At 45.2% G+C, this 17,605-nt stretch carries 17 protein-coding genes; 1 reads left to right on the forward strand and 16 read right to left on the reverse strand.

The annotated features are described in order from the left end of the window. Positions 1–105: 105 nt before the first annotated feature. Positions 106–573: a transcriptional regulator NrdR gene (nrdR, locus tag ACFQ3J_RS11555; protein ID WP_091154645.1), complete on the reverse strand. Its 468-nt coding sequence runs from the start codon at positions 571–573 to the stop codon at positions 106–108. 115 nt (positions 574–688) lie between these two features. On the opposite strand from nrdR, the gene ACFQ3J_RS11560 reads away from it, so the two are divergent. Next, on the forward strand, positions 689–913 hold the full coding sequence (locus ACFQ3J_RS11560; protein WP_091154643.1) for an alpha/beta-type small acid-soluble spore protein: 225 nt from the start codon (positions 689–691) through the stop codon (positions 911–913). Between the two features lie 78 nt (positions 914–991). On the opposite strand, the gene ACFQ3J_RS11565 is transcribed toward ACFQ3J_RS11560, so the two are convergent. The 15 genes from ACFQ3J_RS11565 to pstB all read right to left on the reverse strand — a co-directional run bounded on the left by ACFQ3J_RS11565 (position 992) and on the right by pstB (position 17,502). Next, the gene (locus ACFQ3J_RS11565) at positions 992–1,555 is read right to left on the reverse strand and encodes a lytic transglycosylase domain-containing protein (RefSeq protein WP_091154640.1); all 564 of its coding nucleotides are present in this window, start codon (positions 1,553–1,555) and stop codon (positions 992–994) included. Further along, positions 1,552–2,148, reverse strand: coding sequence for a dephospho-CoA kinase (gene coaE, locus ACFQ3J_RS11570; protein ID WP_251581782.1), 597 nt, complete (start codon positions 2,146–2,148; stop codon positions 1,552–1,554). Before coaE ends, ACFQ3J_RS11565 begins: the two co-directional genes overlap by 4 nt. A gap of 9 nt (positions 2,149–2,157) precedes the next feature. Next, positions 2,158–2,841: an MntP/YtaF family protein gene (locus tag ACFQ3J_RS11575; RefSeq protein ID WP_251582721.1), complete on the reverse strand. Its 684-nt coding sequence runs from the start codon at positions 2,839–2,841 to the stop codon at positions 2,158–2,160. Positions 2,842–3,014: 173 nt separating this feature from the next. Next, on the reverse strand, positions 3,015–3,845 hold the full coding sequence (mutM, locus tag ACFQ3J_RS11580; RefSeq protein ID WP_091154635.1) for a DNA-formamidopyrimidine glycosylase: 831 nt from the start codon (positions 3,843–3,845) through the stop codon (positions 3,015–3,017). A gap of 63 nt (positions 3,846–3,908) precedes the next feature. Further along, a complete protein-coding gene (polA, locus tag ACFQ3J_RS11585; RefSeq protein ID WP_251581783.1) occupies positions 3,909–6,569 on the reverse strand; it encodes a DNA polymerase I in 2,661 nt (886 codons plus the stop codon). Between the two features lie 125 nt (positions 6,570–6,694). Beyond that, positions 6,695–7,696, reverse strand: a complete 1,002-nt coding sequence (locus ACFQ3J_RS11590; protein ID WP_251581784.1) for a Gfo/Idh/MocA family protein — start codon at positions 7,694–7,696, stop codon at positions 6,695–6,697. A 14-nt stretch (positions 7,697–7,710) separates the two neighbouring features. After that, on the reverse strand, positions 7,711–8,553 hold the full coding sequence (locus tag ACFQ3J_RS11595) for a carbohydrate ABC transporter permease (RefSeq protein ID WP_251581785.1): 843 nt from the start codon (positions 8,551–8,553) through the stop codon (positions 7,711–7,713). A gap of 3 nt (positions 8,554–8,556) precedes the next feature. After that, complete coding sequence (locus tag ACFQ3J_RS11600; protein ID WP_244533131.1) at positions 8,557–9,498, reverse strand: carbohydrate ABC transporter permease; 942 nt, start codon at positions 9,496–9,498, stop codon at positions 8,557–8,559. A 68-nt stretch (positions 9,499–9,566) separates the two neighbouring features. Next, positions 9,567–10,862: an ABC transporter substrate-binding protein gene (locus ACFQ3J_RS11605; RefSeq protein WP_251581786.1), complete on the reverse strand. Its 1,296-nt coding sequence runs from the start codon at positions 10,860–10,862 to the stop codon at positions 9,567–9,569. A 216-nt stretch (positions 10,863–11,078) separates the two neighbouring features. Beyond that, a complete protein-coding gene (locus ACFQ3J_RS11610) occupies positions 11,079–12,203 on the reverse strand; it encodes a GntR family transcriptional regulator (protein ID WP_251581787.1) in 1,125 nt (374 codons plus the stop codon). Between the two features lie 134 nt (positions 12,204–12,337). Then, complete coding sequence (locus tag ACFQ3J_RS11615) at positions 12,338–13,930, reverse strand: glycine betaine ABC transporter substrate-binding protein (protein WP_379292841.1); 1,593 nt, start codon at positions 13,928–13,930, stop codon at positions 12,338–12,340. Positions 13,931–13,990: 60 nt separating this feature from the next. After that, positions 13,991–14,662, reverse strand: coding sequence for an ABC transporter permease (locus ACFQ3J_RS11620; RefSeq protein ID WP_379293316.1), 672 nt, complete (start codon positions 14,660–14,662; stop codon positions 13,991–13,993). Next, positions 14,655–15,812, reverse strand: coding sequence for a betaine/proline/choline family ABC transporter ATP-binding protein (locus ACFQ3J_RS11625; protein WP_091154624.1), 1,158 nt, complete (start codon positions 15,810–15,812; stop codon positions 14,655–14,657). The genes ACFQ3J_RS11620 and ACFQ3J_RS11625 overlap by 8 nt, the downstream gene beginning before the upstream one ends. 221 nt (positions 15,813–16,033) lie before the next feature. Next, positions 16,034–16,693 carry a phosphate signaling complex protein PhoU gene (gene phoU, locus ACFQ3J_RS11630; RefSeq protein ID WP_091154622.1) on the reverse strand — a complete coding sequence of 220 codons (660 nt, stop codon included), beginning with the start codon at positions 16,691–16,693 and terminating at the stop codon, positions 16,034–16,036. Positions 16,694–16,743: 50 nt separating this feature from the next. Beyond that, on the reverse strand, positions 16,744–17,502 hold the full coding sequence (pstB, locus tag ACFQ3J_RS11635; RefSeq protein WP_251581789.1) for a phosphate ABC transporter ATP-binding protein PstB: 759 nt from the start codon (positions 17,500–17,502) through the stop codon (positions 16,744–16,746). Positions 17,503–17,605: the final 103 nt, after the last annotated feature.

Here is a 17,605-nt window from a genome sequence, read left to right on the forward strand (position 1 = left end):
CATCAATCACTTTAAAATAGAAGCCTTCGGAGCTCAAAGTAATGAGCCTGAAGGCTTTCATTTTAGTTGCTTGAATTTATACCTGATCAACCAAAGCTTTAAGATCTAGTCTTCATCTACACCTTTAGACAACAGCGTCTTCAATTCCTTCATAAACATGTTGATGTCTTTGAATTGTCTGTAGACCGAAGCAAAACGAACATAGGCGACCTCATCCACAGGGTATAGCTGCTCCATGACGAGCTCTCCAATCTCCCGACTCTCAACCTCGGCAATCGCCGTATTACGCAGAGATTTCTCTACTTCTGACACAATGGAATCGAGCTGCTCCACGGATACAGGCCTCTTCTCACAGGCACGAATCAGTCCTCGCAGCAATTTCTCTCTGCTGAATTCCTCTCTGCTTCCATCCTTCTTGATTACAATCAGAGGCGTCTCTTCTATCGTTTCAAAGGTAGTAAACCTTCGATTACACTTTTCACATTCTCTGCGGCGGCGTATGGATTTGTTTTCATTGGCTGGGCGAGAATCAAGCACTTTGGTACCGCTATAAGTACAGTACGGACACTTCAAGCTCACTCACCTCCTTAATTGCATATAGTTACCAATCACTTTTTAAATAAAAAAGTCATGAAAAATCGAGATGCGAGACATAATACTTTTACCAACCTGCAAGGAGGTGAAAGCAATGGCACAAGGTAGCAGCGGTAACTCCAACCAATTGGTAGTCGCTAAAGCACATGGCGCTCTCGAACAAATGAAATATGAGGTTGCTCAAGAGCTTGGAATCAGTATTCCACAAGATGGTTACCAAGGTAACATGACATCTTATGAGAACGGTTCGATCGGTGGTTACATCACTAAACGTCTTGTAACAATCGCTGAACAACAACTAGCTGGACAATTTCAATAATAAGATTTCATAAGAAGTATTGGGCATGGCTTGACCTGTTAAGCCTGTCCAGTGCTTCTTTTATTATTCACGCTATAATTAAAATTCCTTATAAATGTCCTTATACTGATTATAATAGTAAATGACGCGCTGGACATAATGTCTCGTCTCACCGATGGGAATTTCCCCAATGGTATCCAGATGACCGTCCCATTTACCTTCCTTGATCCAGCTCCCTACATTCCCTTGTCCTGCATTATAGGCTGCAATAGCTGCTATGGGATTGCCTTCAAAATGATCTGACAGATAGTCTAGATACCAGGTTCCCATCTGAATGTTGGCGTCCGGCTCATGCTTCAGCTCTTCGAGTGTGACATTGTCTAGTTTTGCTGTTTCAAGGATCCAATTGGCTGTATCGGGCATGAGCTGCATTAATCCGATCGCGCCTTTCTTAGACTCCCTGCTCAGCTTGTAATTGGACTCTACTCGAATAATGGAGGCGACCAAAAAAGGATCCACCTCGTAATTCTCGGAATGGGTGCGAATTTGTTCTTTATAATGGATAGGATAAAACCATGACATCCAGTTTGTATTTAAAAATAACAAGAGTACAAAGGCAATAAATAGGACAAGCAGACTTCTTTTTTTGCGTAATAACTTCATGATAAGCCTTTGTCATGCCAAAACTTTAATATTTGCGCCTTCGTTTCTTCCATGCTTCCGCTGTTGTCGATAACAATATCCGCTCTTCGCTTCTTCTCCTCGATATCCATTTGTGCATTCAATCGGCTAAGAGCATCCTCTTTGCTGATTCCATCCCTTTCCATCAGTCGCTTCAGCTGAACTTCGGCTGGCACATAGACCACCATCACCTGCTCAAACTGCTCTGACAGCCTAGATTCGTAGAGTAATGGAATATCGGATACAACCAGCTTATCAGGCTGTTCCTGCTCAAACATTCGCATACGTTCCCGCATCTCTTGACGAATGGCAGGATGAGTGATGTCATTTAGTGCCTTTAATTCAGCAGAGTTTCCAAATACGATCTCTCCTAGTTTCTTTCGATGCAGCGTTCCATCCTCATTCAGAACAGCTTGTCCAAATCTTTCAATAACAGCAGCGAGCACGGGGTGCCCGGGAAGCATCACTTCCCGAGCAATTTGATCGGCATCAATAAGAATGGCTCCGAGGCTCACAAGATACCTGGAAACACTGCTCTTCCCCGTAGCAATCCCGCCTGTAAGTCCTATATTCATGTGTTCACCTCAAATCAACTTCAATAGACCCATAATAATTAACATCACAGCCGGGAGAGCAGTGAAAGACCGAATCCAGCCTGCACTTGCAAACCGAAATCCTACTCTTAACCCTAACACAAGAAATGTACCGCTGAAAAGTGCAATCATCACAGATGTTAACAGTGGAGGCAGTCCAAGCAATGCTGCTCCAAGTCCTGCTCCAAATGCATCAAGTGACAAAGCAATACCTAGCCACATCGCTTCATATCCCGAAATACTGCCAGAGTCATCCATATCTGCAGCCGAAGGTTTTTTTAATATTTGAATGACAATGCCCCACTTCTGGATTTCCAAAAAGAACACCGTCTTCTTCGATTCCTTCATTATATGCTGCTCGTCTTCATCCCATTCTTGCTGCTCAGATACAGGTCCGCCTATTAAGGCCTCCTCCTGCACCGGTTGCTCTGAAGCCCTGAGCGATTGAATAAGCGACCACGCGCCCATACAAATAAGAATAATGGCTCCTACATAAGAGGCAACATTAGCTGAAACTAAATGAGACAGCAGCACGCCAAGCTGCATGGACATTCCAATAACTAGACCTGAGCATACCGATATGATGACGATGGACAGCCAAGGTATTTTCATTTTTCGAAGACCATATGTAACACCTATACCAAATCCATCAAGGCTTAATGCAAAAGCGAGCATTAGCAGTGTTAATAAATGAGGCACCCTCCATTCCTCCCGTCCGGCTCAAGTTACACTACCCTTTTGTATATCTAAAGGTAGCGAATGTTTGCCTTAAAACTGCGTTGCCCTAGCAGTATATGGGAACCTGGTCTAAAGGGTGCCTATTAATGCATTTTGCTCTCTATGACATGCTAAACAAGAACCTGACACTTAGGACAAGTATGCGTACCTCGTCCTCCGACGACACTCTTGACAATCATCGTACCACACTCCGTACAAGGCTCGTCTTTTCTTCCATATATCTTGAGCTGATGTTGGAACATTCCCATCTCACCCTGTCCGTTCACATAAGACTTGATGGATGAGCCGCCGGCTTGTACAGCTTCAAGAAGGGTATCAATAATGGACTGATGCAGTAGAGCAAGCTTCTCATCACTAATCGTATTGGCCGGCTGCTCAGGATGTATTCCTGCCCTGAACAATGCCTCATCTACATAGATGTTGCCAATCCCCACCACATATTCTTGGTTAAGTAAAGCTATCTTGATCTTCGTTGTTCTTGCTCCGATCACCTTGATGAAGGATTCAAGCGTGAAGGCCTCATCAAGCGGCTCAAGTCCAAGCTTCATAAGCGGTTTATTCGCCAGATCTTCACCGATCTTGAACAGATGCATGGTACCAAATTGTCGTACATCCTTGTAACGCAGCTCAGTCCCATCCGAGAAGTGGAACACAACATGGGTATGCTTCTCAAGCGGAGCCTCCTCCTGATACATCCCATAACGGCCCTCCATTCGCAAGTGAGAGACAAGAACTAGTCCATCAAGCATGATACGCAAAAATTTCCCTCTTCGCTCAACACCTTGAATGGTGTGGCCAGCAAGCTCCATTGCAAAAGCTTCAATGTCATCCGGCCGCTGAATAATTCGCGGCAGATGTACGGTAACGCGATCTATATACTTTCCGACAATGAGTGTATTTAACGTTCTTCTGACAGTTTCTACTTCCGGAAGTTCCGGCATGATGTCTTCACCTCACGTACCATTATACCGGAAGTTTGTGCTGACTTGTAACCTAAAATTAGATTACTTCGCTTCGTACCAGTTTCTTCCGTAACTGACCTCCGCCTTGAGCGGAACAGACAGCTCGAGCGCCTGCTCCATCACTTCCGGAACGAGCTTCTTCATCACTTCTAATTCATCTTCAGGGACTTCAAATACAAGTTCGTCATGCACCTGAAGCAGCATCCGGCTCTTCAGTCCAAGCTTAGCAAGAGCAGCATCCATCTGAACCATGGCAAGCTTGATGATGTCTGCAGCTGTACCCTGAATTGGTGTATTCATTGCAGTCCGTTCTGCAAAGGAGCGCAGGTTAAAGTTGCTTGCATTAATCTCAGGCAGATATCGGCGTCGACCCATGAGAGTCGTTACATAACCATCTTTTCTGGCTTCTTTCACAATATCATCCATGAACTTACGTACACCCTGGAATACTGCAAAATATTGTTCGATAAACTGAGCCGCTTCTTTGCGTGTAATATTTAAATTTTGCGACAAGCCATAATCACTGATTCCGTACACAATACCGAAATTGACGGCTTTGGCAGAACGTCTCATATTGCTGTCTACGGCATCCTTGTCCACTCCGAACACATCCATAGCCGTCTTCGTATGAATATCCATGTCATGTACAAAAGCTTCCTTCAGACGTTCATCGTCTGAAATATGAGCCAGAACCCGCAGTTCAATCTGAGAGTAATCGGCAGCCAGAATGTACCAGTTCTCCTCCGAAGGTGCAAATACTTTACGTATCTTCCGTCCCTCTTCAAGACGAATCGGAATGTTCTGCAGATTCGGGTACTGACTGCTCAGTCTTCCTGTAGCCGCGATCGTCTGACGATAATAGGTATGCACTTTGCTGGTCTCTGGAGAAATTTCTTTCAAGAGTCCCTCTATATATGTCGACTGCAATTTGGCAATGGTGCGGTATTCCAATATATACTGCACAATATCGTGATATGGAGCCAGCTTCTCCAGCACGTCTGCACCTGTCGAGTAACCTGTCTTTGTCTTCTTGATTACAGGCAGTCCAAGCTTATCAAATAAAATCTCACCCAGTTGCTTCGGAGAATTCAGATTAAATTCCGTACCTGCAATTTCATAGATCTTCTCCACCAAGCCGCGGATCGTCTTCTCGAACTCTGCGCCAAGCTCCTTCAGATCGTTGATGTTCGCCTTGATACCCTGCTTCTCCATATCAGCCAGTATTCTGGATAGCGGCATTTCCAAATCGTAGAACAGCTCATGCATCCCTGTCTCCTCCAGATCCTTCTGTTGAAGCGGGATGATCGCTAGCAGTGAGGCCGTCTTGCGGGACAAGTGATCGGCCATGACCTCGGTCTCAGGAACCTTATACTTCGCTCCCTTGCCCAGCACTTCATCATCTGAAGCAAGCCGCGGCAGTGCATATTTGGCAGCAAGCCCTGCCAGGGTCTGATCGCTGTCCGTGGGATCAAGCAGATATCCTGCCAAATGAGCATCAAAGGCAGCACCCGCAAATTCGATGCCAATCGCATGAAGGGCCAGATCAACCCGGTGCAGATCATAGCCATGCTTCGGCTGATGGGTATCCGCAAACCATTCTCTTATTTTGACACAAGCATCTGATTTCAGTATTTCTGGAGACAGGAAGTAATAACGCTCCTGTGCGAAGATCACGATGCCTGTAATTTCTGCGTGATGGGGATTGTCGCCATGTGCTTCTACATGTACAACCTTCACTTCTGTAAGCACCGAAGCGAGCTCAAGGGCATTATCTTCATTAACAATTACAATATCTAGCGGAACAGCCTCCTGTGAGGCTTCTGAATCCTCATCCACCCGCTTTGCAGTAAAGGATAAACGCTCCAGAAGTGATTTGAATTCAAGCTTACCCAGAGCTGGGGCTGCTGATTCTTCTTTTAGTCCACCGAATGCCATGTCATCCCATGATTGATCCAATGGAACTTCGCGATAAATCGTAGCTAGCTTCTTGCTGAGACGAGCATCGTCTGCGTGGGTTTCGATCTTCTCCTTCATTTTCCCTTTCAGCTCGCTCGTATGCTCAAGAACAGCTTCAACCGACCCGAATTGGTGCAGGAGCTTAAGCGCGGTCTTCTCTCCTACGCCAGGAATCCCCGGTATATTATCTGATGCATCGCCCATTAGACCTTTTAGATCAATAATTTGCAATGGAGTAAGTCCATATTTCTCTTCAATTTCTTTGGGACCATAGGCTTCGATCTCCGAAACGCCTTTTCGAGTCAGTGCAATATTGACATGCTCTGAAGCAAGCTGCAGCATATCCTTGTCTCCGGTAACGACCAGCACTTCTCGTCCTGCCTCATCCGCCCGCTTGGTCAGCGTACCGATAATATCATCTGCCTCGTATCCTCCCAGTTCAAACTGAGCGATACCGAAAGCCTTCAGTAAGTCCTTGAGCACAGGGAATTGTTCGGACAGCTCTGGAGGGGTCTTTTGACGACCGCCCTTATACTCCTCATACCCTTCATGACGGAACGTGACCTTGCCTGCATCAAAAGCAACCATCATATGTGTCGGCTTATGCTCCTCAAGCAGTCTTAGCAGCATCGTCGTAAAACCATACACCGCATTCGTATGTAGTCCGCTTGAATTCGTCAGCGGCGGCATTGCAAAAAACGCCCGATAAATAATGCTGTTTCCATCTATTAAAATAAACTTTTCCATTAGACACCTCACACTGTGTTTTTGCTGTTTATATGATAACACAAGGGAACTTCTGTTCCAAAAAAAACAAGCAACCAGACCACGTAATAATGTCTCTGATTACTTGTTTTTTTATTAAGGTGCGTTTATTCGATGGATATAGGTGTCAGGATTCCTTTCCCTGCGCTGCTGATCATTGCAGCCTCCGTTACCTTTGCAATGTAAAGACCACTCTCAGCGGGTGCAGAAGCATTCTCTCTTCTTCCAAGCAGTAGTTCAACAAAATCATGATTCGGATTACTGGACTCTGGCCATCGTTCTGGAGGCACCTCTCGAACTTCCGGTTCGCCGTCTAAGGCTTCATACAGCCTGCCGTTCCGAAAGAGCAATGTACCTTGATCTCCATGTATAGACAAGTCCTCCTGCCACTTAATGCTTGCACTTCCTACAACATGAAACGAACCAATGGCTCCTCCTTCAAACTGAATCGTGACTGCTGAATCAATGTCGACTTCGGTTTGCCTTGTGTCTATAACCGCAGAGACCTGCTGAGGCAATAATCCGGTAATCCACAATACAGCATCAAGCAAGTGACTGCCGGAGTCATTCAGCTGTCCACCACAGGATAAAGCAAGGCTCTGTCTCCAGGTTCCTCTCTGATCTACCAGCCAGCTCTGGGCCTGATATGCACTCACAAATTGAATGCGACCCAATTTTCCGTCCGAAACGGATTGCTTCATATACATATACGGACCTAATAAATGACGCTGATAAGCAACCGCAAGATGCCTGCCACTGGCTGCCGCCCGGGAAATAATCGCTTCTGCATTCTGTGCGCCATCTACAAAAGGCTTTTCCATCAGTACATGTAATCCTGCTGCAAGGCATTCCATTCCTTGTTCATAATGCATCCGATGGGGAGATACGATGACTGCCGCATCCAGCGACTCATTTGTGAGTGCATCTCTGTAGTCCATATAAACGCCCGCCTTCTCTAATTCGGGAAAATCAGTCTTAGCCTGATCAAGTGCAGCCGTACTGGGATCTGCTAGTGCTGCAATTTCTGCTTCGGGGAGCTGAAGAATTCGGCGTATATGCTCTCTCCCCATCCCTCCGACTCCGATCATTAAGAAACGAATTTTGTCCATGTGCTATATTCCCCCTATCCTTTAATCCCGCTGAAGGTAATCCCTTGAATAAATGTCTTCTGCAAGAGGAAAAACAAAATAATAATTGGTGCTGTCATAATGGTAGATACCGCCATCATCAGTCCCCATTCCGTCCCTTTCTGACTTTGGAATTGCTGCAGGCCAAGCGATAAAGTATAAGACTCTGGATTCGTTAGATAGAGCAGCGGTCCCATGAAATCCGTCCAGCTCGCCATGAACTGAAACAAGCCTACAGCGAGCACGGCAGACTTGGCCAAGGGCAGCATAATCTGCCAGTAAATCCGAAACTCTCCGGCACCATCGATTCTCGCAGCATCCTTCAGCTCGTTAGGTAATCCCATAAAAAATTGCCGCAGCAAAAAAATATAGAACGGTACCCCAAAAAAAGCAGGGACGATTAAAGGGAGTACCGTACCAATCCAGTTCAGCTTATCGAACAAGAGGAACAACGGAATCATAGTAACCTGGCCTGGAATCATCATTACGGCTATAGTGATGAGAAATAAAGTCTTGCTGCCTCTCCACTGCAGTTTAGCGAAGCTGTAAGCGACCAGCGGTGAAGTTAGTACAACACCCAGCGTGCTGAAGCCGGTAATGATCAATGTATTTTTCAAATAAGTGAAGAATGGAATGTAGGTCATAGCATCCACATAATTGCTCCACATGAAGGGTCTCGGAATCCATTCGGGCGGGAAAGTGAACACCTGCTCAAGCGGCTTCAGTGAAGTGGATACCATCCAGATAAACGGGGCCAGAAAGAATGCAGCTGCAATAAGCAAAAAGAGGTGTGCACTGATTCGTTTTACGTTGCGTGCAGTTTTGGCTGTCATATCCATCCCCTACTCTCCTTGATAGTGAACCCATTTTTTTGACGAACCAAAGATCACGGCTGTAAGTACCATCACTATAATAAACAAGATCCAGGCCATAGCCGATGCGTATCCCATCTTGAAGAATTTAAAACCATTATCATACAGGTACATGACATAAAATTTCATGGAGTCAGCTGGCGTTCCCTGACCATTCGTTAGAGTGTAGGGCAGCGTGAACTGCTGAAAGGCATTGATAACACCCATGACTAGATTATAGAAAATAACGGGGGTAAGCAGTGGCAGCGTCACACTCTTCACTTTGCTAAACCATCCTGCCCCATCAATCTCGGCAGCTTCATAATAGTCACTTGAAATATCGTTAAGACCAGCCAAGTAGATTACAACCGATTGACCGATCCCCCATAGAGACATCAGGATCAGCGACGGCTTGGACCAGGTCTCCGATCCAAGCCAAGCCGGCCCCTGAATGCCCATCCCGTCTAGAATTCCGTTCACAAGTCCGAAGCCAGGATTGAGCAGCCACATCCAGAGCACAGCCATAGCAACAGCCGGAACTAGCGTTGGGAGGAAGAAGATTGTGCGGTAAACAGCCATTCCTCTGATCTTCATATTAAGCAGCATCGCTAAAGCCACTCCAAAGAAAATGCTTAGCGGAACAAAAAACACGACAAAGTAAATGGTATTGTTGATGGATGTCCAGAATACAGCGTCCTTCATGAGACCTGCATAATTTTGAAAGCCTACAAATTCTCCCGGCTGCAGAATACTGTATGTGGTTAAGCTGAAATACAGGGATGAGATAAGCGGGGCTCCAAAGAACACCACAAGTCCGATAATCCACGGGGAAGCGAACAGCCAGCCATACATATTGTCTCTATGGAGTCTGCGGCCCTTTTGTCTCATTTTCATCTTCACATGTTCTGTGTTAATCGGTTCCGATTTAATCAAGTTTACGCCTCCGTTTCAACTTGAGTGAAGTGAGGAATGATAGATGTGCAGCTTCGCGCAAGCATACATTATTCGGTTAATGCTTTGGATACATTGTCGCTTACCTTCTTCAGCAGTTCTTCCGGTGTTCCTTTGCCACGCGTAGCCAGGTCTACTGCGGATGCCAGCTCGTTCCAGTACAAAGACCCTTGAGTCATGACCGGCCTTGCATGTGAGACAGGAAGCACATCAATGAATTCCTTGAAGATCGGATCCTCCTTATACCCAAGCTGTTCATTCACTTTGTCCTTGATAGAAAAATCACCACTGATTCTGCTGAAAATTTCTTGGCCTTTCTCACCCGATAAAAATTTCATGAATTCCCAGGCTGCATCCTGATTTTTCGAGCCCTTCGGCATCACGGTCGCCCATCCTCCGGACCAGGTTGTGTGATTCTCACCTGTAGGGGTCGGCATCGGAAACACGCCATACTTCAAATCAGGATTAAATTTCTTGGCCTGAGATACGGTCCATGGCCCTGACACCTGCATACTCAATTGACCGGTGAAGAAAGGGTCCATTGTTGAAGTTCCCTGAGAACTTGTAAAAGACGCGATATCTTCAATGTTATATTTCTGGGCGTAATCCACCATCCAGGCAAGAGCTTCAATGTTCTTCGGATGGTCTGCGGTCACATTTCCGTTCTCATCAAGGAAATCACCTCCGAAGGCCCATCCCCAGCCATAGAACCATCCCTGCCCATACCAAGGGATAAAACCAATCTGTTTGAACCGGTTGCCTTCTTTGATCGTCAGCTTCTCAGCAATGGCCTCCAGCTCTTCTATGGTCTTAGGCGTCACTTCCGGATCTAGGCCCGCCTGTTCGAAATGCTCTTTGTTATAGAACACAAGACGTGCATCCGTGGAAGTCGGCATCGCATATAGCTTGCCATCATAGCTTGCTTCTTCCCAGGCGAAAGGGTAGAAGCCATCTTCAGTTATTTGATCCCTTGCCGCAAATTCGGTTAAATCCGTCAATGAGCCTTGATTCGCCCATGTAGCTACTTCAAATCGGTCAAAGTAGGCCACATCCGGTGCATTTCCCCCGGCGACAGCCGCAAGCAGCTTCTCGTTCTTCCCTTCACCCTGCTGGGCGATATAGACAGAATTCACCTTGATGTCCGTATGTTCAGCTTCAAACGCCTTAATCACCTCTGCTATGGCGTCCCCCGTTAATTCCGTCATAGAATGCCAAAAAGTAATTGTTGTCTTTCCCTCATTGTCTGCTGAACCCCCGTTTGCATCCCCGCCCGTACATCCTGACAATACTGTGCTGAGTAACAGAATAAGCAAGCTAAAGTTCCAGAATCCTTTCTGTACAGCCATTCTTCTGACACCGCCTTTACCATGATTAGTTCAGATAACTGTAAGCGCTTACTAATATGCGAAAAAAAATAAGTTCACTGAGTTAGTATGTAATGTATATATCAACTTAAGTCATCTGTAAACAGTACAATATCAGACCTTACTTCATTTTGCAATATTAAGAATAAATATATTTTTATTCCAAAATGGAGCCAACAAAAAAAGAAAGAGCCGCTCTTATGTTGAGCGCCCTTCCTTATATTCAAATCCGAGCAAGGTAAGCTTCGGAACTTCCCTATTATCAATTTGTGAATACAGTAATTCAACTGCTCTTCTGCCCATCTTCTCTTCATACTGTCTGATATGCGTAAATCTCGGTCGGTTCAAATGATCATACGGATCATCCGGGCAATCGAAGCAGACAATGGAGCAGTCCTCCGGCACACGTAAGCCAATGGATTCCAGCAGCTTGTAGAGGAAAATTGCAATTTCATACTCAGCACATACAAAAGCAGTAATTTGAGGGTGCTCCTCAAGCAGCTTTTTGATCAGCGTATATTCTGCTGAATTATTATCAATCGATCTGCATGAGTAGCCGCTCGGAAAGTCTGTTATCAAATAATCGGAACAAAGCCTTGTCCCACTAGCTAAGAAGGCTTGCTGGAAACCGGCCAGCCGATCTTCAAGCGTTGAAGTTCGATTAGGGTCCGGCGATATAAATGCGATATGCTTATGTCCCGTTTCCAGTAAATAAGCAGCGAGCTTATAGGCCGCGGTTTTGTTATCCGTATGTACTGTACACGCCTGTATCCCCTTCAAATTTCGGTCGACCACCACGACGGGGAATTCATCCAGGATCATCTTCAGTAGCCTCTGATTATACTCTCTGCTGTCTGTAGGGAATACAATAATGCCATCCACCTGAAGACCCAATAGAGTGTCAATCGCTGCTTCTTCCTCTCCTACAGAGTGATTGCTTCGCTTGATAATTAAAGAACCGCCAAGCTCAGCCACGGTCTTCTCAACTGCGTATTGCAGCAATAATCCATAACCATCTGTATAGCTCGGAAAGATCGCTCCAATCAAACGGTCACTTCTTCCTGTCTCCTTCCCATTTCTACCTTCAACCTCTTCATCATTTGGAACTCCAGAGACATTGACATACGATCCTTTGCCGCGGATTCTTACAATGACTCCTTCTTCAGCGAGCAGGTCCAGTGCTTTTTTGGCAGTAATTCGACTGACCTGAAATTGATCTGTTAGTTCTTTTTCTGAGGGAACCTGATCGCCAGGCTGCAGTCGACCTGTGTCGATTTCATTTAGAAGTGATGTAATAATTTGCTGATATAAAGGTTGGCTCATACACATTTCCTTCCAAATTTATAATATACCAACTATATCAACTCAGGATTAAAGCGTCAATTTTGTTTATCACACGAAAAAGTCCGCCAACAGAGTATGGTGACGGACCTGTATTTCAGACTTCGGATATCTTATCACTTCGCAATTTTAAATCGATTCGACAATCTTCCAAGAATGATGTCGGCAAGAATCGCCAGCAATGCGGCTGGTATGGCCCCTGCCAGGATTTTTATATTGTGTCGCTGGTTCAGGCCTGCATAAATTTCACGTCCCAGTCCATCCCCGCCAATGAGCGGTGCAAGGGTAGCGACTCCAATCGCAATGACGGCTGCTACACGTAAACCAGCCATCAGGAATGGCAGAGATAATGGCATTTCTACCTTCCATAGTAACTGAAGTGGACTCATGCCCATCCCTTTCCCCGCGTCCTTAATGCCTGCATTGACTTCTGAAAGGCCTACGTAGGTATTTCGAACAACCGGATTCAAGCTGTATAGGAACAAACCAACAACCACCGTTGCATTACCTAATCCAACAAGCACCATGAGAAGCGCAAGTAATGCCAAGCTAGGCAGTACCTGAATAATGTTGGTAATGAACATGATTACACGTCCCGTTCTTTGATAACGCGCACTTATAATCCCCAGCGGTATACCAATAACAAGGGCAAGCCCCAGACCGCATAGTACCATTACAATGTGAACCCATGTCATATTCCATAGATAGGAAGCATTCTCTGTTATATAATATCCGAATTTCTGCAATGGAGATGCATCCGGGTTCATAACGGACGCAGGAAGCTTGGATTCATCAAGCAGTCCTTGGTCCACTAAATACATCAGAGCAACGTTTTTCGGCTCCATTTTGTTAACATCAACCTGATAATTGAGATCCGTCATGGTATCGGCATCAATGGTGCCAATCAATAAGGATAGTGTTTCATCGAGCTCAGGGTATTCAGCGAGCAGCTCTTTTTTCACGACAGTCGATGCATCAAAGGGCGGGAAGAACTGCCTATCGTCCTCAAGTGTTACGAGATTAAACTCCTTGAGTCCAGGGTCTGTTGTATAAGCCAGTACGACATCTACCATCTTATCCGCCACAGCTTGATATACGAGTGAAATTTCCATTGGTGAGGTAGATTCAAATGTATAGCCGTATTCCTTCGTGAAGGCAGGATAACCATCAGCAGGACGTTCCAGCCAGGTTGTATCCACACCGATACTCATATTCCCTGCATGCTCTTCGAGATCGGACATTGTACCTAAACCATATTGTTCAGCTACCTCTGGTCTTACAGCCAAGGTATACGTATTTTCAAATCCAAGCGGATCATACCATTTTAGGTTGTACAGTTTGTCAAACCCTTCTTGTGCCTGTCTCAGCACCGCTGCTCGATCCTTGGTGTCTTCGATTTCAAAATATCCATTAAATATTTCTCCTGAGTACAGCGTACCCATGTCCACTTCGCCCTGAGCTATGGAACGGAGAACGACGCTGGAGGCAGCCAGGTCCGTCTTAATATCTACACTCAGATCGGTTCGATCTTCAATCAAGGCCTTATACATTTCGGCAAGTATCTTCGTTTCCGTAAATGTCTGGGTTCCGATGGTTACATCTGCTGCCGCAGCCTTACTTGGGACGCTTACTGAAAATATTGTAAGTACCAAGACCAGGGTGAACAACGAACGTATAGCTTTAGACCATTTTTGATTTAGTACTTTCATATTTCCATATCTCCCTCTTTCTCCATGGCTTTGAAGTGCGAACATTCTGTTGATGCAGCGTTATGATGCATTTGCTTTCGCACTATTCTTTTTGGGTGTGAATGATTTCTCGACAAGGCTTAACACCAGGTCAGCCAGCAATGCAAAAAGAATAGCCGAAATGGCACCTGCTACAATCAGCTCTGTCTTATTCACGCCTAGACCTGACACAATTAATTGGCCAAGGCCACCGGCTCCAACAAGGCCTGCAAGGGTGGTCCAACTGATAATATATACGGTCGTAATTCGGATGCCTGACATGATATATGGAATTGCTAAAGGAAGCTCAATCTGGAATAAGCTTTGAAGTCTGCTATACCCCATACCTTTAGATGCGTCCCGGAGTGCGGGGTCTACGGATTGCAGGCCAGCGTAGGTATTCCGCAGCAAAGGCAGCAATGAGTATAGAAACAATGCAATGACCGCTGGCGTCATTCCAATTCCGAAGAGCGGAATCATCAGTGCGAGCAGCGCCAAACTCGGTATGGTCTGAAACAAGTTAGCAACGCTAAACACAATCGAGTTAACCCATTTGATCTCGCTTCTTGAGATCATGATTGCCACGGGAATAGCGACTACGATCCCAAGTAGTGTTGCAATCAACGCAATGAGTGCATGCTGTCCTGCAGCACTGAGGATATCTGGATAACGCTCACCTACAAATACAAAGAAATTGGCTATAGCATCAAAGATTTGCACTGGCATCTGCCTCCTCTGTATCCGGAGTGTATACATCCGCCAGAAGTCTCACCACGCTTCCCCTTGTTATGAGACCATGGAATTTCCCATGCTCATCCACGACAGGGAGATTGGATAAATGATGCTCATTCAGAATCGCCAGTGCGGTCGTAACCGAAGTACCACGCAGCACGACATGCTCTACCGGAGTCATAATATCCGCAATTTTCTTATCTTCTTCGCGATAATGCTTGATTAACTGATAAATCGTAACGGTACCAAGGAGTTGCTTGGATTTGTCGACAATAACGAGGGAGTCAACCTTCCGTCTCTGAAGAATCGTTACGGATTCAGCAATTCCCCGGGTTGGGAAAGCGGTGGCAGGATTATCAATCATAACCTCCTCAACATTCGGAAAATCACTGTCGTTATTCGAGATCATACGATTCTTGCCAATGAAGCTCTCGACAAAAGGACTTGCTGGGTGACGCAAAATTTGGTCAGGTGTCCCAACCTGTTCTATCTGACCATCTTTCATAAGCACGATCGTATCTGCAAGCTTAATCGCCTCGTCCATGTCATGCGTTACGAACACAATGGTCTTCTTGACCTCTGTCTGCAGTCTGATCAGTTCATCCTGCAGTTCTTCTCTGCTGATCGGATCCAGGGCGCTAAACGGTTCGTCTAGGAGGATAATATCCGGGTCTGCAGCTAGGGCACGAATAACTCCAATTCGCTGCTGTTGACCGCCGCTAAGCTCAGAAGGATACCGGTTCCCAAAAGTTTCAGGACTCAGCCTAACCTGATTCATCAGCTCGTTCACTCGGTTATCAATTTTTTCCTTATCCCATTTCTGCAGGCGAGGTACAACTCCTACATTTTTGGCTATTGTCATATTTGGGAATAGACCTACACTTTGAATGACATATCCAATCTTCCGTCTAAGTTCAACAGCATCCATCTTAGAAATATCATCACCATTAATTAGGATCTGTCCATGTGAAGGTACATTCAATCTATTAATCATTCTCATTGTCGTCGTTTTCCCACATCCCGAGGGTCCGATAAATACTGTAATTTCGCCTTGCTTGATTTCAAGGTTTATCCCCTTTAATGCCTCGAAACCATCATCGTACACTTTCTTAACACCTTTGAATTCAATCACAAATACGTTCCCCCTATTCAGAATTACTCACCATATTCAATGTCACGTAAATAACAAAAAGAGCCGTTGTATAACGGACTCAAATCAAACCGCCATATCCATTTGCTTGGTGAGTTGCTTAACCGACAAAGTATTATTACCCAATTTTGAGCATAAAAAAACAGATTTATCCGAAAAAGTTGAAAAAACTTTTTTTTCGGTATAAATCTGTTCTTTCGTGCTTATTGATTTAGGTCCGGACGCTTGCCGGTAACCAAGTATACGGTGCTCTCGCCGATATTGGTTGCGTGATCACCAATTCGTTCGATATATCTGCCTACAAGCATGAGCAGCATTACTTGGGATGCATCTTGAGGATGACCTGCCATGTAGCTGTACAAATCGGTAATGATCCGGCTGTACAATTGGTCTACGCCATCATCTCTTTTTGCCATTTGATACGCCAGATCTGAATTCTCTTCAAGATAAGACTGAATGGACTCGTCAATCATCACTTTCACGATATCCGCCATTTGAGGAATATCAACGAGCGGTTTGATGAGCTTCTGACCATCTAAACGCATGGTCACCTTCGCAACATCCAGTGCCAAATCTCCCATTCTTTCAAGATCACTGGAAATTTTGAAGGCAACGATAATTCTACGAAGGTCTTTCGCTACAGGCTGCTGTGTAATAATCAATTTGGTGCCGATATCCATGATGCGTTCTTCCATGGCATTTAGCTCCACGTCTTCACTTACTACCTTTTGTGCCAGCCCTTGATCCGAGGTTTTCAAGCTTGTAATAGAATCAACTAGTGCCTTATTCACGTGCTCTGCCATTTGGAGCAGCAAATCACGGAGCTCATTTAGCTCACGATCAAAACTTTTTCTACGAATCATATTGCAGTTCCTCCCTTGGATGAGTCAAGCTAAGCTGGTACAAACATTACTTAACCAAATCGCCCGGATACGTAATCTTCCGTTCTAGAATCTTGCGGGTTAGAGAAGATTTCATTCGTATCTTGCGCTTCAATTACTTCCCCATTGAGGAAGAAGACAGTCTTTCCAGACACACGTGCCGCCTGGTGCATATTGTGTGTTACCATCACAATTGTGTATTTTTCTTGAAGCTCCTGCACCAGCTCTTCAATCTTGAGTGTAGAGATCGGGTCAAGCGCGGAAGTCGCTTCATCCATCAAGAGAACTTCAGGCTGAACGGCGATCGCTCTTGCAATACAGAGACGCTGCTGCTGGCCTCCTGAGAGAGAGAGTGCTGATCGTTTAAGATAGTCCTTTACTTCCTCCCATAAGGCCGCTTGTCGTAAGCTCTGTTCAACCAATTCATCAAGAACTTTCTTATCCGTCGTTCCGTGAAGACGAGGACCGTAAGCGATGTTGTCATAGATCGATTTAGGAAACGGGTTGGGCTGCTGGAATACCATCCCTACCTGTTTGCGAAGGTTCTCTACAGGCATGTCCTCACCATATATATTTTTGCCATCGAGTTCAACGATTCCTTCTATACGGGTTCCTGTAATCATATCATTCATCCGGTTTAACGTACGCAGAAGTGTCGATTTACCACATCCGGATGGTCCAATAAAAGCGGTAACCGTGTTCTTAGGGATATCCAAATCCACATTTTTTAAAGCATGGAAGGATTCGTAATATAAGTTTAAATTCTTTATATCAATCATAGTAGTGTTCATCCGTATGCTATCTCCTTTACTGCCTAACAAAATAAGAAATACAAAAATCCATTAATTTAGTCGTCAGAAACTGCTTAATTGTATCAAATTATTGTCAAGGCTG

Source organism: Paenibacillus provencensis (assembly GCF_042678545.1).
GTDB lineage: Bacteria > Bacillota > Bacilli > Paenibacillales > Paenibacillaceae > Paenibacillus > Paenibacillus provencensis.